We start from the raw sequence: 19,070 nt of genomic DNA on the forward strand, positions 1-19,070 counted from the left end.
GATTAGAGCGCCCCTCCGGCCAAGGCGATTTTCGCGACAGAGAACAGGCTGACCGCGGCGCAGCCGATGACGAAGAAATGCAGCAGGATGAGCGTGGCAAACTTCAGCCCCTCATCATGCACATAATCCTCGATAAGCACCTGAAGACCGAGGCGGATGTGATAGAAAACGCTGACAATCATCAGCATCATCGGCACCGCGACGATGGGCTGGGTCAGCCAACCGGTGATGGCCGCATGGTCATGCGCCGGCAGCAGCGCCAGGCTGGCCAGCAGCCAGCTCACCAGCAGCAGATTGCCGATCGCCGTGAAGCGCTGGGCGATCCAGTGATGCGTGCCGCTCCGTGCCGAGCCGAGGCCACGCACGCGGCCCAGTCTGGTTCCGCTGCCCATCAGAATGCCCTCCCCACGAAGATCCACGCCCAGAAGGCTACAGTCGCCAGCGCCGAGGCGGCGAGAATGACCTTCGACCACCGCTTGTTCGCCGTCAGCTCAAAGCCCGCGCCCATGTCCATCACCAGATGGCGCAGGCCCGAGAGCATGTGCTGGAAGAACGCCCAGGTCAGGCCGATCAGCACGATGCGCGCGATCACATTGGCAATCAGGCCAGCCAGATCGCCAGCATCCGCTTGCCAGACATAATATTGGAAGTTCGCATAGGCCGCCGGTCCGCTCGCCGCTGCATACAGCCACCAGGTCAGGCCGAGGCCGCCCAGAATCGCCATGCCATCCCCCGTCACGCGGTGGAGGATGGAAAGAAGCATATGCGGGCCCCACTTCCAGATGGTGAGGTGCGGGGAAAGCGGCCTTCGCCCGGATTGCGCCATGATCGAGCAGTCCTGTTCGTGAAAGAATGCGCCCCTTTAGCGCAAAGCTGCTGCACTGCAAACGCTCGCTGGCGCCATGTCACCAATGTGCAGATTGAGGTCCCGGTGAACATGGAAAACAGAGGATGTTAGCCCTCGATTAACGAAAGGCCGATATCACGCCACCCCATACGACCCGGCAAATGGCAGGACAAAAGGGGCACCGAGGCCATGATCGCAGGAAAAAGCGACACGATTTCAATGGCTGAACGGCTGCAGGAGTTCGACCCCCAAGCGACATTGCCGGGGCGGGCGCGTCAAATCCTGGCTTATCTCGGAGACCGCATCGACGAACTGGGCGACACTGCCATGGCGGTGTACCTCCCCTGCATCGACCTTGCGGCGGTCGGCCCGGCAGAGCTGGAAGCCACGCGACAGGGCGCAAGAATGTTCCATCGAACATTGCTCAGCGATTTCGCCGGGGAAGAATGGACGGAGATGGCACGCACCGGCGTGATGAAGATGCTGGCGCGCGATGTCTCCATCCGTACCCAGATCGTCATCATCAACCGCGTGGTCGACAAGGTCCGTGATATCCTGACGGAGCTTGTGGCCGATCGTGATGAGCGCTCGGAACTGCTGGCCGCCATGCGGTTCATCTCGCTGGTTCAGGCGGAAGTGTGCTGCGCCTTTTACGCCGACACGATCCGCGAGCAGGACCGGATCGAGCGCCAGCGCCAGCGCGACAAATTCTCCGAATTGCTGAACACGCAGATCGATCTGGCCGCGCAACTGGGCGAGCGCCTGCGCGAACAGGCCCGCGAATCCTCGAACGCCACGCGCGGGATGCTCGACAAGGCTTCCGAAGTCGCCGCCGCTGCCGAACAATCGGCCATCGCCATGCGCGAAGCCGCGCACACCAGCTCCGGCCTGATCCGCGCCATCGAGGAAGCCCGCACCGAAGTTGACCAGGCGGCGGAAGTCGCCGCCCTGGCCTCCGAGCAGGCCGGCGAGGCCGTGAACGTCTCGACGGCGCTGAGCGATCACGCCCAGTCCATCGAATCGATCCTTGGCCTGATCCGTGATATTGCCGGGCAGACCAATCTCCTTGCCCTCAACGCGACCATCGAGGCCGCGCGCGCCGGCGATGCCGGACGCGGCTTTGCCGTCGTCGCGCAGGAAGTGAAGTCGCTTGCGAGCCAGACCGCCCACGCCACCGACGACATCGCGCAGAAGATCGCCGCCATCCAGAACGCCACGCGGCATACGGTCGAGACCAACGAACGCATCCGCGAAACCGTGCTCAACGTGCAGACCATGGGCATGCGCATCCGCACCGCGATGGACGCGCAATCGCAAACCGTAACGATGATTACCGCTGCCGTGGACGAGACGGCGCTTGCCGCCGACTCCATGTCATCGAACATCTCGGCAATCCGGCAGGATACGGAGATCGTAGCCTCCGAGATCGACGAGCTGGAAAGCGGCTTCACGGAAGTCCGCAATCTCTTGGGCGCCTTGCGCACGCGCTCGGCCAATTTCGTGGTCTCCATGGCACCGGCGACCGACGCCCAGGCAGAGCCGCAGCCGGCTTATCCGCCAATCCGACGCGCCGTCTGACAAATCCGCTCCGCGGGGGTGACACGGTCCATTCTCTCTCCCTTTGCCGTCCAAATCGGCTAGAGAGAGGGCATGACAAAGCGTTCCTCCACCGCCAGCGTCGCGCCCGCGATGCCCTGGCAGATGACCTTTTCCTGCACGCGCGCCGTCGCCGAGCGGTTCGAGCTTGAGGCCGAGCCGCTGTTCATCGACTGGCCCTCGCCGCCCGCGATTATGGCCAGCGAGCCGGACGAAAGCCAGCCCGATGCTTGGCAGCTCGACATCATCTTCGAAACCAAGCCGACGCGTGCCACCATCGATGCCATTGCGGCGCTGATTCCCGATGGTGCGGCCACCCCCTACACGCTCGCGCAATTGCCGGACACCGACTGGGTGACGCAGAGCCAGGCCGGGCTGGAGCCGATGACCGCCGGGCCGTTCCATGTCCGCCACGACACTGCGGACAGTCCGCGCGCCGACCGCATCGATTTTCTCATTCCCGCCAGCCGCGCCTTCGGCACCGGCCAGCATGAGACCACACGCGGCTGCCTGCTGGCGCTGGCCGACCTCAAGGCGCGGGGCATGCGCTATGGTAACATTGCGGACATCGGCACCGGCACCGGCCTGCTCGCATTCGCCGCCAACCGTCTGTGGCCCCGCGCTCATGTGCTCGCCTCGGACATCGACCCTGTCGCGGTAGACGTTTCGGCCGAAAACGCCGATTTGAACGGTGTTCCGCTCGGGGTCGGCGCGGGGGCGTTGCGGCTGGTCGCCGCGCCGGGGGTCGAGCATCCGCTCATTCAGGGCCTTGCGCCTTATGACCTGCTCATCGCCAATATTCTCGCCGGGCCGCTGATCGAGTTGGCGCCAAGCCTCTCTGCTCAGGTGGCCGAGGGTGGCACGCTGATGCTTGCAGGCCTGCTGGATAGTCAGGCCGGCCGCGTGCAGGCGGCCTATCGCGCGCAGGGCATGGTGCTGATCTGGCGGTTCGACCATGGCGATTGGCCGACGCTCGTGCTGCGCAAGCGCCATCGCTTCGGCTGGCGCCGCACGACGCGCTGGCGCACGGGCGATCATGGCGCCGCGCCCGGCTTCGGCAGCTGGTAAGACCGGCTGCGCATTGACAGGGCGCCCGCGCCGACCGACCATCCCCGCCTGACGCTGCGAGGGAGAGATTCGGCATGTGCGACAATGACATCCATCAGGGCCTGGTCGAGGATTGGAGCGTCACCCGGCGCATGTTCATGGCCACCGGCGCCGCCGTCGGCCTGGCCGGGGCGGCGACCGCCCAAGCCGTCGCCAACGTCACCGAGAAGAATGTGACCATCAAAACGCCCGACGGCTCGGCAGATGCCGCTCTCTTCCACCCCGCCGGCACGGGGCCCTGGCCTGCCGTGCTGATGTGGCCGGACATCATGGGCCTGCGCCCGGTGTTCCGCGAGATGGGCCGGCGCCTGGCCGCCGAGGGCTATGTCGTGCTCGTCCCCAACCCCTTCTACCGCAATGCCGTCGCGCCGGTGATCGACGGGACGTTCGACTTCAGCAACCCTGAGTCGCGCAAGATCCTGTTCGGCTATCGCGCCGCGATGAGCGATGCCGCGGTCGATCATGACGCGGCGGCCTATCTCGGCTTCCTCGACGCGCAGCCGCAGGTCGACAAGGGCCGCAAGGCGGGCGTGCAGGGCTATTGCATGGGCGGGCCGCTCTCCTTCCGCACCGCCGCTGTCGCTTCGGCACGGATCGGCGCGGTGGCCAGCTTCCATGGCGGAGGCCTGACCACCGACCAGCCGAGCAGTCCGCATCTGCTCATCCCCAAGACCGATGCCGCCTATCTCGTCGCCGTGGCGCAGAATGACGATGCCAAGGAGCCCGAATCCAAGACGATCCTGCGCAAGACCTTCGATGCAGCGGGTAAGACCGCGACGGTCGAGGTCTACCCCGCCGACCATGGCTGGTGCGTGCCCGGCAGCCAGGCCTACAACCATGACGCGGCGGAAAAGGCCTGGGCCGCGTTGCTCGCCATGTATCGCACAGCGCTGGCCTGACGCGGAGGCGCTTTAGCCGGCGCTCCGCACGATCTCAGCCCAGGCGGCCTCGTCGATCACCTCGATCCCGAGGTCGGCGGCTTTCTTGAGCTTTGAGCCGGCGCCCGGCCCGGCCACCACCAGATCGGTCGACGCGCTGACCGATCCGGCCGATCGGGCGCCCAGCGCCTCGGCCTGCGCCTTGGCTTCATCGCGGCTCATCGTCTCCAGCTTGCCGGTGAAGACGATGGTCTTGCCCGAGACGGGGCTTTCCCGAACTTCTATTTCATAGGGCGGCGGAGAGACCTCGCTTAGCAAGTCCTCCCAGACCGCGACATTGTGCTCTTCGTGGAAGAAGTCGCGTAGCGAATTGATCACGGCGTCGCCAATCCCTCGGATCCCGTGAAAATCCAGATAGCCAGTGCCGTCGTGACTATGCGGAGATAACTTTGCTCCGCCGGCAGTCTGGAAATACTCGTTATATTTCTCAATCTCGGTTCGCAGCCGAGCCAGCGTAACCGCCGCCTTCATCAGATCGCGCGCCGTTACCGCGCCGACATGGCGAATGCCGAGGCCGAACAGAAGCCGCGCGGCATCGGGCGCACGCCGGTCCTCGATGGCCTTGAGGAGATTGTCGACCGACTTCTCCTTCCAGCCCTCGCGGCCCAGCAGATCGGCGCGATGCTGCCTGAGCCGGAAGATGTCCGCCGGGCCATGTTCCAGCCAGCCGAGCGCGAAGAACTCGCGAATGGTCTTATCGCCCAGGCCATCAATATCCATCGCGCCGCGACTGACGAAATGGTTGAGCCGCTCGATGCGCTGGGCCGGGCAGATGAGGCCCGCCGTGCAGCGCACATCGACCTCACCTTCCTCCGCCACCGCCTCGCTGCCGCATTCCGGGCAATGATCGGGGAAGATGTACGGCGCTCGCTCCGCCTCCCGAGTCAGATTGTCCACGACCTGCGGGATCACGTCGCCGGCGCGCTGGATCAGAATCCGGTCGCCGGGCCGCACGCCCAGCCGCGCGATCTCGTCGCGATTGTGCAACGTGACGTTCTGGACCACCACGCCGCCCACCGTGACCGGCTTGAGCCGGCCCACCGGCGTCAGCTTACCGGTGCGGCCGACCTGAATGTCGATGGCTTCCAGCGTCGTCTCGGCCTGTTCGGCGGGGAATTTATGCGCAATCGCCCAGCGCGGCGCCTTGGCAACGAAGCCGAGCCGCGCCTGCCAGTCCAGCCGATCCACCTTGTAGACCACGCCGTCAATATCGTAATTCAGGTCCGCGCGCTGTTGCTGGATGGCGCGATAATGCGCCAGCATCGCCGCGCTGCCATCGCACAGCACCAGATGCCGCGACACTGGAATGCCCCAACCTTCCAGCGCTTTCATCACGCCATATTGCGTATCCGCAGGCAGGCCATCATCGCTGACCACGCCCCAGCCATGGGCAAGAAATCGCAGCGGACGGCTGGCGGTGACGCTCGCATCCTTCTGGCGCAGCGATCCGGCGGCGGCATTGCGCGGATTGGCGAATTGGCGGACGCCCTCGGGATCAAATGCCTCACCGCGCGCCTCGGCCGTCGCGCGCGCCTCGTCCATCAGCCGCGCATTGAGCGCGGTGAAGGAGGACTTCTCCATATAGACCTCGCCGCGCACCTCCAGGATGGCCGGCGCGTCGACGGGCAGGGTCTGGGGAATATCGCCGATATGCGCAACATTGGGCGTCACGTCCTCCCCCACCTCGCCATCGCCGCGCGTCGCCGCACGGACGAGCTTGCGGTCCTCATAGCGGATGGAGAGCGACAGGCCGTCGATCTTGTCCTCCGCCGTCATCAAGACCGGCTCGTCCTCACCGAGCGCCAGATACCGCCGCACGCGCGCAACGAATTCCGCCACATCCTCGTCCGCAAAGGCGTTGTCGAGGCTCATCATGCGCTTCTCGTGCCGCACCTTGGCGAGCGCAGACGTCGCCACCGAAGCGCCCACCTGCCGATTGGGGCTGTCCGCACGGATCAGATGCGGGAAAGCTGCCTCCAGCGCATTATTCTCGCGCACCAGCGCGTCGAAAGCGGCATCGCTGATCTCGGGCGCGTCATTGGCGTGATAGAGCGCGTTGTGCTTCGCGATTTCCTTCGCGAGCCGCATGAGGCGATTGGCCGCCTCGGCTTCGGTGAGAGTGGTGGGGTCAGTCATATTTCGATCCTGCCCCTCCTCTTCGGAGGAGGGGGCAGGGGTGATGTTGGACGTCCCCATCCTCACACCCCCTCCAGCAGCCGCTCGGCCTGTGCGCGCGCTTCGTTGGTGATCTCGGCGCCGGAGAGCATGCGGGCGATTTCTTCGCGGCGTTCGGCGTCGTCGAGCGGATGGACCCCGGTGCGGGTGATGGTGCCTTGCGAGGATTTGGCGATGAGCAGATGCGCCGCGCCGCGTGCGGCCACCTGCGGGGAGTGAGTGACGACGATCACCTGCCCGCCACCGGAGAGCCGCGCCAGCCGCTCACCAATCGCGCCGGCCACGGCCCCGCCGACGCCCCGGTCGATCTCGTCGAAGATCATCGTGCCCGCGCTGCCCTGCGCGGCGAGCGCGACCTTGAGGGACAGGATGAAGCGCGACAATTCGCCGCCCGAGGCGATCTTAGTCAGCGGCGCGAAGGGCGCGCCGGGGTTGGTGGAAATCATGAACTCGACCCGATCCTTGCCGGACGCGCGCCACTGCCCTTCCGGCAGCAGCTCGACATCGGTGCGGAAGCGCGCGGCATCCAGCTTGAGCGGGGCCAGTTCGCCGGCAACCGCCGCGTCCAGTCGGGCAGCGGCCTCCCGGCGGCCATCGCTGAGCGCCTGCGCCGCGGCTTCATATGCCTGCCGTGCGGCCGCGACGTCCCGTTCAAGATCGGCCAACCCCGCCTCGCCCGCATCGATCCGCGCGAGCTGATCGCTCATCCGCGCCGCGAGATCGGCCAGATCGTCGGCCGCGACCTGATGCTTGCGGGCCAGTGCCCGCAGATCGAACAGGCGCGTCTCGATCGCGTCGAGCCGCGCGGGATCGACGGACAGCGCTTCGCCGGCCCGCGCGAGATGCTCCTCCGCTTCGCTGGCCTCGATCACGGCGCGATCGAAGGCAGCCAGCGCCTGCGTGAGCAACTCATGCTCCTCGCCGATCCGATCCAGCCGCCGCGCTGCCTGCCGCAGCTTGGCCAGCGCACCGTCCGATCCGCCGAGCAAATCGTCGAGCGCGGCCATGTCCTCGGTGAGGCGCGCACCTTTCTGCATGTCGGCGCGTTCGGTGGCGAGCGTCTCCTCTTCTCCCGGTTCGGGCGCGAAGGCTGTCAGTTCGGCCACAGCATGGGCGAGATAATCGCGTTCACGAGCGGCGCTCTCCAGCGTCTCGCGGGCCTCGGTGAGCCGCGCCTGCGCAGCCTGCCAGACGCCGTGTGCGGTGCGTACCGCTCCGGCATCCAGACCGCCAAAGGCATCGAGCAGGTCCATATGCCCGCGCGGATTGATGAGGCCACGCTCATCATGCTGGCCGTGAATCTCGACAAGATAGGCGCCGACATCGCGCAGCAGCGCCGCCGAGCAGGGCTGATCGTTGATGAAGGCGCGGCTGCCGCCATCGGCCTTGAGCGTGCGGCGGATCAGCAGCGGCTCGCCCGGTTCCTGAGCAACGTCGCTTTCGGCCAGCAGGATGGCCAGGGCCGAACCGGGCGCCGGCGGATCGAATGTCGCGGTCACGCTGGCCTGATCGGCACCGGCGCGCACGAGGCCGCTATCGGCCCGCATCCCCAGCGCCAAGCCCAGCGCATCGAGCAGGATCGACTTGCCCGCGCCGGTTTCGCCGGTGAGCACGGTCAGCCCTCGCTCGAACACGAGATCGAGCGCCTCGATGAGCACGATGTTACGGATCGAGAGGCCGGTCAGCATATGCGGTGCAGAGCTAATCCATTGCCCTCATGCTGTCACCCGCCTTCGCCAGCGCAACGCGCCGGAAAGAGATCAGGCGCTCGGAGCGTGCTGAGTCATCAGGCGGTAGGAGCGCTGATACCAGTCCGAATCGGGATAGTTGGTCTGCAGCACCGCAGCGGCGCGCTTGGCTTCTTCCGGCATGCCGAGCGCCAGATAGCTCTCGACCAGACGGTGCAGCGCCTCTGCCGTGTGGCTGGTTTGCTGGTAATTGTCGACGACCTGCCGGAAGCGCATCGCGGCGGCGATCCACTCGCGGCGGCGCTGGTAGAAGCGGCCGACTTCCATTTCCTTGCCGGCGAGATGGTCGTTCACCAGATCGAGCTTGAGCCGGGCGTCCGACGCGTAGCGCGAATCGGGGTAGCGGCGGACCAGCTCGTTCAACGCATCGCGGGCCTGAAGCGTCAGCTTCTGGTCGCGCGTCACGTCGCTGATCTGCTCATAATAGCATAAGGCGATCAGATAATAGGCATAGGCCGCGTCGCGGTTGCCCGGATGGATCGAAAGGAAGCGCTGGGCCGACTGGATCGACTGGCGATAATTGCGCGCGGCATAATAGCTGAACGAGCTCATCAGCTGCGCGCGGCGGGCCCAGGGCGAATAAGGATGCTGGCGCTCCACCTCGTCGAACAGCACGGCGGCCTCGGCAAAGCGACCATTGTCGAGCCGCTGCTGGCCCGCCAGATACAGCGTGCTGACGTCGCGCGCGACATAGCGCGTATCAACGCGGTTCGAACTGCGCGCGCAGCCGGCCAGCAAGGCGAGTGAGATCAGGCTGGCGGCAATCAGCCGGCCACGACGCAGCGGTGTAACGGTCATGCGCAGCCTCTTAACCGAGCAACCGGACCGCGCCAAGCGAATGATGAGCGCTTTGCGCCACGGGCAGAAGACAGATGATGCATGGCGCGCGAAACAAGGACCGGCCCGTTGAACCGGCGCTGAACGAGAGCGGCTGAATGGGCGCCTGCCCCTCTTTTCCCATGCGAGCGCACTGCCCGCAAACCGCGCCGCCGCTCTCTGTGTGGGAGGTGGGAAGCGGCGACGCGGCCTGCACCTTGCGGAGCAGAAAACGGTCGACGCCCGACCCGAACCGGGGAATGCGCACGCCAGCGTGGGGGATGGCGGCACACGGTTCAGGCCGGTCGTCGACCTGCGAAGCTGTCAGACGTCCGGGTGGTCGCTGACATAACTCCGCATCCTCGCGGACCCGAGGGGCGTTAGCCCGACCGTCCGCCGCTCGGGTTCTTCACCCGCAACGACGGCCAGCCCCGCTTGGACCAGTTTATCGATCACTGCAGCGGCCTCAGCCGGGCTGAGCATGTTGCCCACGGCCAGGGCCGTGTCGCTCACCGGACTGGACTGCAGTTCACCGACGAAAAGAGAGAGCATCACGTCCATGGCGCGATCGGCCATGACGGGCGTGTAGAAATGCTTGCTGCGCAGACGGCCGAGCATGTGCATGCGGCCGGCCTTGGCCCGCAGAACGCTCGAAGCTTCCGCGGAGCGAGGATCAGCCGGCGCGTCCGACCGGGCTGCGGCGTCGCGTTGCACGATATTGGGCACGTCAAAAAACTTTCGATTCGGCATCGGACTACCCTCGCCGCGCGGGAAACACCCCGCGCGCGAAAGATGCGCCGCCGCTGTGAGAAGAGGCGGCGGATAGACCACCGTCTCTGCCGGCGCATGTCCCGTAACCACCAGACAGGGGGCGCCTATCGTCACCAGCCGCGCTCACTGACCGGGAGGACCGGGCCGAGCGGCGGGAATAAGACCCGTGAGGTGGTCGGGTTGACCGCTCATTGCCCAATACCGCGATGGTCGCCGAGATAACTGCGCATTCGCGCCGATCCCATCGGGGTCAGGGTGATCCCATCGTCTTCCCCGACCGCAGGCCCGCCCGCTCCCGCCGACCCGGCGCGGACCAGACCTGCCTTGATCAACGCTGCAACCACCTCGTCTTGCGGATCGCTGCGCAGATCCTGCGCGCCGTTCAACGATGCCCGGGAGACCGTCCGCCCCTCGCTCTGGGCAAGGAACAGCGTCAGCATGGCCGCCATGGCGTCATCGGCCATCACCGGCTCTGGAAAGAGGGCACTGCGCTGGCCCATAAGGGCCTGCAAACGCCGCGCCCGCTCGATCACCGGGTCATCCGGCAGACAAGCGCGCGCATCGTCGTCCACGCCCGGTGGGCGCGGCTTATTGGCTGTATCGAACATCACGATCCGTCCCTGGGATATTCGCGGGGTTCACACTGAACCCGTGTCTCCTCGCCTATCCCTGCCTCAACATCATTCTCAAACGCGTGGCAGTCAGCGGCGGCCCGTCATGTCTTGAAGTCGATTGTCATCTGGTGCGACCCTGCAATTTTAGAAGCCTTTTTGGCTTTCTAAGGCAACATTATGTTATGCGAGCTTCACTTTGTGCGCCGTGATCACGGGAAGTCAACCGCTAAAGGACGGGTCGATGGAGCGATGCGATGGGGGCCCACCTCATCTGTCCCGTTTTGATTCGTTCCTGCCGGAATCAGCACCAAAACGGCACGCTTCGAGGATGTTGGACAGCGCCGGCAGCATCGCCGCGCGAAAGGCATAGCTACGGCGGCCTGTCTCGATCGCCGATCCGGCGAGGCCTTTTTCGCTGAGCGCAGCCCGCAGCGTTGAGATGTGAACCTTGATCGCCGCACGCGACATCGCACCGCGATCCAGGAGCAACGCAAGTTCATCGAGCGGGATCAGCCGGTCAGGCTCGGCAATCAGGCGCAGGAGCAGGCGCGCACAGATATGGCCCCGCAGTGCCAGGGCCGCATTCAGATGGGCAACTGCCATCGGCTCGTTCGCGTGACTGAGCAGCCCAACCGGCAACGCACCGTCGGCAAGGGGCCTCGCACCGGCCCCTTCCGCAACCTCCTGCTCCATCTCAAGCAGATGGCGCGCGGCCTCGATGCGGTCTGCAGCTTCCTGAATCAGCCGGGCCGCACGATGACGGCGCGCTTGGCCGGATCGATCTGGCTCCGTCACCCCGCCCCTCCACGGTCAACGGGGACACGTCATTGGGCGGCTTGCAATGGCGCGGTGCGGCACCGGTCTTATGCCCTGCAAGGTGCCGGAGCGTGGCATGGGTTCCTTCCTGTCGATCGAGCAGGAGACGCTAACCCAGTCCGCCCCCGGCATTTAGTAAATTGCCTCCATTTCGGAGGCGAAAAGGCGCGACGAGGTTAGCACTGTCGCCGCATGCGCTCGTTAACTCAGCCGGCTTGTCCCTTTCGCCCTTTGGCTCCGCCACCAAGTGCCGATACGAGCGCGGCAAAGCATATTGCCGCCTAGATCAAGACAGCACGCCGCGCGCTACCGAGAGAGAGACGGGATGGGATGGAGAGGTGAGCCTTGCAATCGAAACAGCTTCTGAGCCTGCGCAATGTCCGCACGGTGCGCATCGGTGCCGGTCTTCTGCCGGCCTGTGCCGCCGATGTCGTCGCGTCCGGGGCCGCAAGCGCGCTGATCGTCTCCGGCAGCCCTCTGCGTGCGCTCAGCGAAGCCCTCGCCTCCGAACTAACCAAAGCCGGCTGCGCCGCGACGATTTTCGACGCCATTGCCGGCGAGCCGACCTTCGCCGATTTCGAGGCCGCCATGGCGACGGCGCGCGAGAGCCAAGCCGGCTTCATCATCGGACTGGGCGGCGGCAGTGCGATGGATGTCGCCAAGCTGGTCGCCGCGCTGATGGATGGCGCGCAGGGCATCGATGACGTCATCGGCACAGGCCTCCTCCAAGGCCGCGCCATTCCGCTCGCCTGCATCCCGACCACCGCCGGCACAGGCAGCGAAGTCACTCCCATCGCCATTCTGGAAGACGTGGCGGCGGAACTGAAGAAGGGCGTGGTCAGCGATCATCTCGTGCCGGATTTCGCTTATCTGGATGCTGAACTCACCGTCTCAATGCCCCGCGCCGTCACCGCCGCGACCGGGCTGGATGCGCTGACGCATTGCATCGAGGCCTATGCCAACCGCTTTGCCCATCCCGTCGTCGATGCCTGGGCGCTCGAAGGCATCCGCCTGATCGCCGGCCATCTCGAACGCGCCTGCACGGACGGCACAGACCTGGAGGCGCGCGATGCCATGCTTCGCGCGGCGCATCTTGGCGGCATGTGCCTCGGCCCGGTCAACACCGCGGCGGTCCACGCTTTGGCCTATCCGCTCGGCGGCGAATTCCACATTCCCCACGGCGTCGCCAACTCGCTGCTGCTGCCGCATGTACTGCGCTTCACCCTGCCCGCCGCCCCCGCTCGCTATGCTGAGGTCGCTGCCGCCCTAGGCGTGGCGCGGACCGGCGATGACGAGGCGGATGCGCTGGCCGGCATCGCGCAGATCGAGCGCCTTTCCGCTGCCATCGGCATCGAGCGGCACTTGTCCGCCTTCGGCATCGGCGCCAACGCGGTGCCCAAGATGGCCGCCGCCGCCATGACCGTGCAACGGCTGCTCATCAGAAATCCGCGCGAGGTCGCCGAATCCGATGCGCGCGCCATCTACGAAGCTGCGCTATAGGACCGACACCCCATGAAAGCCGACCTCTTCTCCTGGTATCGCGGCGCGGACCGCAAAACCCGCCGCGTGTTCTGGACGTGCAGCGCCGGCTGGGCGATGGATAGCGCGGATGGGCTGGTCTATCAGTATCTCATCCCGCTGCTCATCGTCGGCCTTGGCATCTCGCTGACCGAGGCCGGGACCATCGCCAGCGCCAATTATTTCGCGGCGGCGATCGGTGGCTGGATCGGCGGCTGGTTGTGCGACCGCTATGGCCGCGCCCGCATCCTGCAGCTCACTATCCTGTGGTTCTCCTTCTTCTCATTCGCCTCGGGCTTTGCGCAGAATTTCGAGCAACTGCTCATCCTGCGCGTGTTGCAGGGCATCGGCTTCGGCGCGGAATGGGCGGTGGGCGCGGTGCTGCTCGGCGAAATCGTCTCACCCAAGCATCGCGGCAAGGCGCTGGGCACGCTGCACAGCGGCGCGGCGGTCGGCTCCGGTCTCGCAGCCTTGATCGCTGGTCCGTTCGCCTCCGCCTTCGATCCCGAGATCGGCTGGCGCCTCGCCTTCTTCGTCGGCATCATTCCCGCCGCCTTGATCTTCTTCATCCGGCGTGGGTCCGACGATTCCGATCTGTTCAAGCAGGCCCAGCAGCGCGCCCAGGAAACCGGGCAGCGCACCAGCCTCACCAGCATCTTCCGGCCCAAGGTCGCCCGCATCACCATCTTGGCATCGCTGCTGGCTGTCGGCGCACAGGGCGCGGGCTATGCCGTGAGCAGCTATCTGACGGTGTTCCTCGCCAATGAGCGCGGCATCGGCATCGCGATGGCCGGGCTGTGCGTGATGTTCAACAGCGTCGGCGGCTTCTTCGGTTTTCTGTTCAACGCCGCGATCAGCGACTTTGTCGGGCGCCGCAACGCCTTCCGGCTGTTCGGCCTCGGCTTCGTGATCTCCGCCGCCATCTATCTGTTCGGGCCATGGGGCGGGAATGTCTGGTTCCTCGTGCCGTTCGGCATCGTCTACGGCTTCTTCCAGTTCGGCATCTATGCAAGCTTCGGCCCCTATTTCACCGAACTGTTCCCGACCGAACTGCGCGGCACCGGACAGGCCTTTGCTTATAATTTCGGCCGGGCGGCGAGCGCTCTGTTCATCATGACCGTACCCTTGGTGGCCGCCATCATCCCGCTGGGCGCGGCGATGGCCATCGTCGGCATGGGGGGCATCCTGTGCGCCCTCATCGCAACGCTGATGCTGCCCGAGACCGCCGGCCGCGCGCTGCAGTCACTGGATGACTTCGGTCGGGACGAAGCCCCCCAACCCATTGAGGCAAAGGCAACCGCTCCATGAGCCAGCAGCCCATCGCGATCGTCATCGGCGGCAGCCGCGGCATCGGCGCCGCCATCGTCCAGCTGCTCGCGGCGTCCGGCTACCATGTCGTGTTCAGCTATGCGCGTGACGCAGCGGCAGCGCAGGCCGTCGCAGCGAGCGTCGCCAGTGCCGGCGGTCAGGCCCACGCGGTGCAGGCGGACAGCGCGCGGGAGGCCGATCTGATTGCCCTGTTCGACGAAGCGCAGGCGCTGGGGCCGATCGGCGCGCTCGTCTATTCCGCCGGGATCACCGGCCAGGCCTCTCCCCTGGCGGAGGTCTCGGCGGAAACCCTCGAGCGCGTCATGGCGGTCAATCTCACCGGCGCGATGCTGGCCGCGCGTGAGGCCGTGCGGCGCATGGCCCTCTCGCGCGGCGGGACGGGCGGCGGCATCGTCTTCATCTCGTCACGGGCGACCGCTTATGGGTCAGCCGGGGAATATGTCTGGTATGCCGCATCCAAAGGCGGGCTCGATAGCCTGATGACCGGACTGGCGCGGGAAGTCGGCGGTGATGGCATTCGCGTCAACTGCGTCTCCCCCGGCCCGGTCGCCACGGACATGCTGAGCGCCGAGCGGCTGGCCGCCGGCGCCGCGCGCGTGCCGATGCAGCGCGCAGCACGGGCGGACGAGATCGCGCAGGCGGTCCGCTATCTGCTCTCGTCCGAGGCCTCTTTTGTGAATGGCGCGAACCTCGCCGTCTCCGGCGGCGTGTGACGATGGGAAACTTGCAAAGCGCCTTGAAATGGTTGACCCTGAAGGAAAGCGGCCGGGACGCCTCGATAGAAGGACAGAGGGCACGCGGAGAGGATAAGCATGGAATCCTACAGCACTGAAGCCTTCCCCATATCGACGCGCGCGGCGGCATGGACAAAGCTCTATTCACAGCAGCTCAATCGCGTGAACTTCACGCCCGCGGACCGGCATGAGTTTGCCGCGCGGCTCAGCCTCAGCCATTTCGGGCCAATCCAGCTCGCCAGTATCGCGGCCAATCGCAGCCATATCGAGCGGACGCGCAACCACATCCGCCCCGGCGCGCCGCGTCTTTATTCTTTCCTGATGCAGGCGCGCGGCAACAGCGTGCTCGACCATTGCGGGCATCAGGCCCAGCTCGATCAGGGCGATTTCGTGCTGTGCGACAGCGCGGCGCCGCACAGCTTCACGCTCGGCGACAATTCGATGATTATCATGCTGCGCGTGGACGCGGGGCTGATCAAAAAGCACCTGCCGACGCCCGAGCGCTTCTGCGGCCTCAAGCTCGATCATGAGGTGGGGCTGACCGCGGTCATGTCCGCCATGCTCGAAAATCTGAACACGCAGGTGCAGAGCGGCTTCCATTCCGATCATGATGGCCGCTTTGCTCGCCACGTGCTGGAAATGCTCTCCACGGCCTATGCGATGGGCTTTGACGAGCAGCCTGAGGGCTCGGCGGTGATGCTCGGCCGGCAGAGCGAAGTCATTCGCTACATCGAGGACAATCTGCGCGACCCGGAACTGACGCCCGCACGCGTCGCCGAGGGGCTGCGCATCTCGCCGCGCTACCTGCGCACGCTCTTCGCCTCGCGCGGGGAGAAGGCATCGAGCTACATCGTGCGGCGGCGGCTGGAGGAGTGCGGCAAGCAGCTGCGCAATCCGGCCTGGGCCGGTCATACGCTGACCGAGATCGCCTTCGCCTGGGGGTTTAACAGCGCGGCGCATTTCACCCGCACCTTCCACGAACATTTCGGCATGGCGCCGCGCGATTACCGGCGCGCTGGCTCGAACTGACCAGCCGCGCGGGCGCCTTCCTGAGCAAGTCATCCTGCCCGCCCGGGCAAGCGGCGGCGCAACCTCTATGTCAGCCCGGTCTCCACGCCGACAGGCGAGACATGGAGGACGGAAGACGCAATGGTTGCCAGGGAAGTGCTTGATCTGAACCAGATATTGTCGCTGCAGCTGACCGAATATTGGCACGAGATCGATACCAACAAGGGGCGCAAGGCCTCGGATTATTATACCGAGGATGCCGTCTTCCACGGCCAGTTCGCCTCCTATAACGGCCGCGCGAAGATCCAGCAATTCTATGACTGGCGCGCCGAACGCGGCGAGCGGCTCGCGGTCCATGCCTTCACCAACTTCCGAGCATGGTTCACCGGGCCGGACAGCGCGGAAGCGACGAACTACCTGTTCCTCTACGCCGCCGATGGCGTGCGCCCCCTCCCCACCCATCCGCCAGTGACGATTTCGCTGGCGACCGACCGCTATGTCCGCGGCGCCGGCGGGCGCTGGCTGTGCACCTATCGCCGGTTCGAGCATTTGTTCGAGAGTGATACCCCGATCACAAATCCGAACCTGGACGATCAAGAAGCAAAGTGAGCAGGCCCATGAGCAGACAGCGCGGCGAACTCGACGAGAAGGATCTTCTGCTTTCCAAGGCCTATGTGGCCGGCAAATGGGTGGATGGCAGTGGCGACCCCATCGCTGTCGACGATCCCTATACGCTCGAGACCGTGGGACAGGTGCCGCGCGTCAGCGAAGCGCAAGTGTCTGAGGCCATCGACGCCGCGAACCGCGCCTTTCCGCAATGGGCACGACGGCCCGCCAAGGAGCGCGGCGCGATCCTGCGGCGCTGGTATGAGCTGGTCATCCAGCACAAGGAGGACTTCGCCCGGCTCATCACGCTTGAGAATGGGAAGGCGCTCAAGGAATCGCGCGCCGAGGTCGACTATGGCGCGGGCTTCCTGGAGTTCTACGCCGATGAGGCGACTCGCTCGTTGGGCGAGATCATCCCCGCCCCGGTGACCGGCCGCCGCCTGATGGTCGAGCGCGAGCCGATCGGCGTGTGCGTGGCGATCACGCCATGGAACTTCCCGCTCGCCATGCTCACGCGCAAGGTCGGGCCGGCGCTGGCCGCCGGCTGCACCATGGTCGCCAAGCCGGCCGAGCTGACGCCGCTCACGGCACTGGCCTTTGCCAAGCTGGGTGAAGAAGCAGGCGTGCCAGCGGGCGTGTTCAGCGTGGTCACCGGCAATTCCAAGACCATCGGGCCGGTGATGACCGGTTCGCCGATCGTCCGCAAACTCTCCTTCACCGGCTCGACCCCGGTGGGCGCAATGCTGGCGGAAGCCTGCGCCCCGACGATCAAGCGGCTCGGCCTCGAACTGGGCGGCAATGCGCCGCTGCTGATCTTCGACGATGCGGACCTCGACACCGCCGTCGAAACGGCAATGGTCGCCAAGTTCCGCAATGGCGGCCAGAGCTGCGTCGCGGCGAACCGCATCTATGTGCAGAATGGCATCCGCGAGCGTTTTCTCGACGCGTTTGGTAGCAAGGTTGCGGCGATGAAGGCCGGCGACGGCTTTGAAGATGGCATCGATGTCGGCCCGATGATCGACGATCGCGCCATCGCCAAGATCGACGAGCATCGCGAGGATGCGCTGCGCCATGGCGGACGTCTGATTGCCGGGGGCGCATCGCCGGGCGGGCGCATCGCGGTGCCGACGCTGATTGGCGACGTTGCCTCGGATGCGCTGCTGACCCGGGAGGAGACCTTTGGACCGCTGGCCGGCGTCATCGGCTTCGCCAGCGTGGAGGACGGCGTGCGGCTGGCGAACGACACGCCCTTTGGCCTCGCTGCCTATCTCTGCTCAAGCGATCCGGCGACGATTGCCCGCGTAGGGCGGGATCTGGAGAGCGGCATCGTCGGCATCAACACCGGCCTCATCTCGACGCCTTATGCGCCCTTTGGCGGCGTCAAGCAGTCGGGCCTCGGGCGCGAGGGCTCGCACCACGGCCTCGCCGAATATCAAAACCTCAAATATCTCTGTCACGCAGGACTTTAGATCCGCTTATGCGCAAACACGCCAAGGTCATTATCACATGCGCGCCGACCGGCTCGATCCACACGCCCTCCATGTCGCCGCATTTGCCGGTGAGCGCGGACGAGATTGCGGAGGCCGCCATTGGCGCAGCGCAGGCCGGCGCGGCGATCCTGCACCTGCATGCGCGTAACCCGGCAGACGGCAGCCCAAGCCCCCGCGCGGCCGATTTCATGGCCTTTCTGCCGCGCATCCGGGAGGCGACGGATGCGGTGGTCAACATCTCCACTGGCGGCAGCGCCACCATGTCGCTGGATGACCGGCTGGAAGGCGCCAAGCAGGCCCGGCCCGAGCTGTGCTCGCTCAACATGGGACCGCTGATCTTCGATTTCTCCGGGGCGGCCAAGCGGGTCACCCAGTGGCAGCACGGCTGGGAGAAGCCCTATGTCGAAGGCGCGCGCGGGCGGATCATGTACAATGACAATGCCTATATCGAGCGCATCATGCTGGAGGTCGGCCGGGAATTCGGCACGCGCTTCGAGTTTGAGTGTTACGATATCGGCCATCTGTACACGCTTGCGCATTTCGCGGACCGGGGACTGATCGATCCGCCCTTCCTCATCCAGGGCGTGTTCGGCATTCTGGGCGGCATCGGCGCCGATCCGCGCAATCTCGCCCATATGGTGACCATGGCCGATAGTCTGTTCGGCGAGGACTATGTGTTCTCGGCCTTCGCGGCGGGCCGGCATCAGCTCGGCTTCTGCACCCAGAGCGCGCTGCTCGGCGGCAATGTCCGCGTCGGGCTGGAAGACAGCCTGTTCATCGGCAAGGGCGAGCTCGCCACCTCCAACGCACAGCAAGTAGAGCGCATCCGCCTCGTCATCGAAGCGCTGGGCCGCGAGATTGCCACCCCCGCGGAAGCGCGCGCGTTGCTGGGCCTGAAGGGCGGCGACGCCGTCGGCTTCTGAGCCGAGGCTGCCGCCTCCCTTTCAACGTCCATCG

General features: G+C 65.8%; 18 protein-coding genes. 10 read left to right on the forward strand and 8 right to left on the reverse strand.

The genetic code is table 11. From position 1 onward, the window contains the following. Nucleotides 1-2: 2 nt before the first annotated feature. Together sdhD and sdhC are read right to left on the reverse strand one after the other, a co-directional pair. A complete protein-coding gene (gene sdhD, locus M2333_RS08850) occupies nucleotides 3-392 on the reverse strand; it encodes a succinate dehydrogenase, hydrophobic membrane anchor protein (RefSeq protein ID WP_181559024.1) in 390 nt (129 codons plus the stop codon). After that, nucleotides 392-826 carry a succinate dehydrogenase, cytochrome b556 subunit gene (gene sdhC, locus M2333_RS08855; RefSeq protein WP_264569748.1) on the reverse strand — a complete coding sequence of 145 codons (435 nt, stop codon included), beginning with the start codon at nucleotides 824-826 and terminating at the stop codon, nucleotides 392-394. The genes sdhD and sdhC overlap by 1 nt, the downstream gene beginning before the upstream one ends. A gap of 240 nt (nucleotides 827-1,066) precedes the next feature. Here sdhC and M2333_RS08860 point away from each other — a divergent pair, with 240 nt between their 5' ends. From M2333_RS08860 to M2333_RS08870, 3 genes are all read left to right on the forward strand, one after another. Next, on the forward strand, nucleotides 1,067-2,425 hold the full coding sequence (locus tag M2333_RS08860) for a methyl-accepting chemotaxis protein (RefSeq protein WP_264611501.1): 1,359 nt from the start codon (nucleotides 1,067-1,069) through the stop codon (nucleotides 2,423-2,425). A gap of 72 nt (nucleotides 2,426-2,497) precedes the next feature. After that, entirely contained in the window at nucleotides 2,498-3,511 is a 1,014-nt protein-coding gene (locus M2333_RS08865) for a 50S ribosomal protein L11 methyltransferase (RefSeq protein WP_264611502.1), read from the forward strand. 74 nt (nucleotides 3,512-3,585) lie between these two features. Then, nucleotides 3,586-4,449 carry a dienelactone hydrolase family protein gene (locus tag M2333_RS08870; protein WP_264611503.1) on the forward strand — a complete coding sequence of 288 codons (864 nt, stop codon included), beginning with the start codon at nucleotides 3,586-3,588 and terminating at the stop codon, nucleotides 4,447-4,449. Nucleotides 4,450-4,461: 12 nt separating this feature from the next. Here M2333_RS08870 and ligA read toward each other — a convergent pair whose 3' ends face one another. The 6 genes from ligA to M2333_RS08900 form a co-directional block, all read right to left on the reverse strand. Further along, nucleotides 4,462-6,624: an NAD-dependent DNA ligase LigA gene (gene ligA / locus M2333_RS08875; RefSeq protein WP_264611504.1), complete on the reverse strand. Its 2,163-nt coding sequence runs from the start codon at nucleotides 6,622-6,624 to the stop codon at nucleotides 4,462-4,464. Between the two features lie 62 nt (nucleotides 6,625-6,686). Next, the gene (gene recN / locus M2333_RS08880; RefSeq protein WP_264611505.1) at nucleotides 6,687-8,351 is read right to left on the reverse strand and encodes a DNA repair protein RecN; all 1,665 of its coding nucleotides are present in this window, start codon (nucleotides 8,349-8,351) and stop codon (nucleotides 6,687-6,689) included. Between the two features lie 72 nt (nucleotides 8,352-8,423). Further along, nucleotides 8,424-9,209 (reverse strand): outer membrane protein assembly factor BamD, encoded by a 786-nt coding sequence (locus tag M2333_RS08885; protein ID WP_181559017.1) that lies wholly within the window; start codon nucleotides 9,207-9,209, stop codon nucleotides 8,424-8,426. 342 nt (nucleotides 9,210-9,551) lie between these two features. Further along, nucleotides 9,552-9,977: a hypothetical protein gene (locus M2333_RS08890; protein ID WP_264576296.1), complete on the reverse strand. Its 426-nt coding sequence runs from the start codon at nucleotides 9,975-9,977 to the stop codon at nucleotides 9,552-9,554. Nucleotides 9,978-10,186: 209 nt separating this feature from the next. Further along, nucleotides 10,187-10,606 carry a hypothetical protein gene (locus M2333_RS08895; RefSeq protein ID WP_181559016.1) on the reverse strand — a complete coding sequence of 140 codons (420 nt, stop codon included), beginning with the start codon at nucleotides 10,604-10,606 and terminating at the stop codon, nucleotides 10,187-10,189. A gap of 273 nt (nucleotides 10,607-10,879) precedes the next feature. Continuing rightward, nucleotides 10,880-11,407: a helix-turn-helix domain-containing protein gene (locus M2333_RS08900; protein WP_181559015.1), complete on the reverse strand. Its 528-nt coding sequence runs from the start codon at nucleotides 11,405-11,407 to the stop codon at nucleotides 10,880-10,882. Nucleotides 11,408-11,773: 366 nt separating this feature from the next. Between M2333_RS08900 and M2333_RS08905 the strand changes: the two genes are divergently transcribed. The 7 genes from M2333_RS08905 to M2333_RS08935 all read left to right on the forward strand — a co-directional run bounded on the left by M2333_RS08905 (nucleotide 11,774) and on the right by M2333_RS08935 (nucleotide 19,036). Next, nucleotides 11,774-12,928 (forward strand): iron-containing alcohol dehydrogenase, encoded by a 1,155-nt coding sequence (locus M2333_RS08905; RefSeq protein WP_264611506.1) that lies wholly within the window; start codon nucleotides 11,774-11,776, stop codon nucleotides 12,926-12,928. Nucleotides 12,929-12,940: 12 nt separating this feature from the next. After that, on the forward strand, nucleotides 12,941-14,254 hold the full coding sequence (locus M2333_RS08910; RefSeq protein ID WP_264611507.1) for an MFS transporter: 1,314 nt from the start codon (nucleotides 12,941-12,943) through the stop codon (nucleotides 14,252-14,254). Further along, nucleotides 14,251-14,988 carry an SDR family NAD(P)-dependent oxidoreductase gene (locus M2333_RS08915; RefSeq protein WP_264611508.1) on the forward strand — a complete coding sequence of 246 codons (738 nt, stop codon included), beginning with the start codon at nucleotides 14,251-14,253 and terminating at the stop codon, nucleotides 14,986-14,988. The genes M2333_RS08910 and M2333_RS08915 overlap by 4 nt, the downstream gene beginning before the upstream one ends. A gap of 99 nt (nucleotides 14,989-15,087) precedes the next feature. Next, nucleotides 15,088-16,038: a helix-turn-helix domain-containing protein gene (locus M2333_RS08920; protein WP_181559011.1), complete on the forward strand. Its 951-nt coding sequence runs from the start codon at nucleotides 15,088-15,090 to the stop codon at nucleotides 16,036-16,038. A gap of 120 nt (nucleotides 16,039-16,158) precedes the next feature. After that, nucleotides 16,159-16,626, forward strand: coding sequence for a nuclear transport factor 2 family protein (locus M2333_RS08925; RefSeq protein WP_264574709.1), 468 nt, complete (start codon nucleotides 16,159-16,161; stop codon nucleotides 16,624-16,626). An 8-nt stretch (nucleotides 16,627-16,634) separates the two neighbouring features. Next, nucleotides 16,635-18,092 carry an NAD-dependent succinate-semialdehyde dehydrogenase gene (locus M2333_RS08930; RefSeq protein WP_264611509.1) on the forward strand — a complete coding sequence of 486 codons (1,458 nt, stop codon included), beginning with the start codon at nucleotides 16,635-16,637 and terminating at the stop codon, nucleotides 18,090-18,092. An 8-nt stretch (nucleotides 18,093-18,100) separates the two neighbouring features. Next, on the forward strand, nucleotides 18,101-19,036 hold the full coding sequence (locus M2333_RS08935; RefSeq protein ID WP_264611510.1) for a 3-keto-5-aminohexanoate cleavage protein: 936 nt from the start codon (nucleotides 18,101-18,103) through the stop codon (nucleotides 19,034-19,036). Nucleotides 19,037-19,070 lie beyond the last annotated feature (34 nt).

It is taken from the genome of Sphingobium sp. B11D3B (genome assembly GCF_025961735.1).
In the GTDB taxonomy this organism is placed as follows: Bacteria; Pseudomonadota; Alphaproteobacteria; order Sphingomonadales; family Sphingomonadaceae; genus Sphingobium.

Coding starts and splice junctions, on each gene's coding strand:
- sdhD (WP_181559024.1), bottom strand. CDS start 392: ATGGGCAGCGGAACCAGACTGGGCCGCGTGCGTGGCCTCGGCTCGGCA.
- sdhC (WP_264569748.1), bottom strand. CDS start 826: ATGGCGCAATCCGGGCGAAGGCCGCTTTCCCCGCACCTCACCATCTGG.
- M2333_RS08860 (WP_264611501.1), top strand. CDS start 1,067: ATGGCTGAACGGCTGCAGGAGTTCGACCCCCAAGCGACATTGCCGGGG.
- M2333_RS08865 (WP_264611502.1), top strand. CDS start 2,498: ATGACAAAGCGTTCCTCCACCGCCAGCGTCGCGCCCGCGATGCCCTGG.
- M2333_RS08870 (WP_264611503.1), top strand. CDS start 3,586: ATGTGCGACAATGACATCCATCAGGGCCTGGTCGAGGATTGGAGCGTC.
- ligA (WP_264611504.1), bottom strand. CDS start 6,624: ATGACTGACCCCACCACTCTCACCGAAGCCGAGGCGGCCAATCGCCTC.
- recN (WP_264611505.1), bottom strand. CDS start 8,351: ATGCTGACCGGCCTCTCGATCCGTAACATCGTGCTCATCGAGGCGCTC.
- M2333_RS08885 (WP_181559017.1), bottom strand. CDS start 9,209: ATGACCGTTACACCGCTGCGTCGTGGCCGGCTGATTGCCGCCAGCCTG.
- M2333_RS08890 (WP_264576296.1), bottom strand. CDS start 9,977: ATGCCGAATCGAAAGTTTTTTGACGTGCCCAATATCGTGCAACGCGAC.
- M2333_RS08895 (WP_181559016.1), bottom strand. CDS start 10,606: ATGTTCGATACAGCCAATAAGCCGCGCCCACCGGGCGTGGACGACGAT.
- M2333_RS08910 (WP_264611507.1), top strand. CDS start 12,941: ATGAAAGCCGACCTCTTCTCCTGGTATCGCGGCGCGGACCGCAAAACC.
- M2333_RS08915 (WP_264611508.1), top strand. CDS start 14,251: ATGAGCCAGCAGCCCATCGCGATCGTCATCGGCGGCAGCCGCGGCATC.
- M2333_RS08920 (WP_181559011.1), top strand. CDS start 15,088: ATGGAATCCTACAGCACTGAAGCCTTCCCCATATCGACGCGCGCGGCG.
- M2333_RS08925 (WP_264574709.1), top strand. CDS start 16,159: ATGGTTGCCAGGGAAGTGCTTGATCTGAACCAGATATTGTCGCTGCAG.
- M2333_RS08930 (WP_264611509.1), top strand. CDS start 16,635: ATGAGCAGACAGCGCGGCGAACTCGACGAGAAGGATCTTCTGCTTTCC.
- M2333_RS08935 (WP_264611510.1), top strand. CDS start 18,101: ATGCGCAAACACGCCAAGGTCATTATCACATGCGCGCCGACCGGCTCG.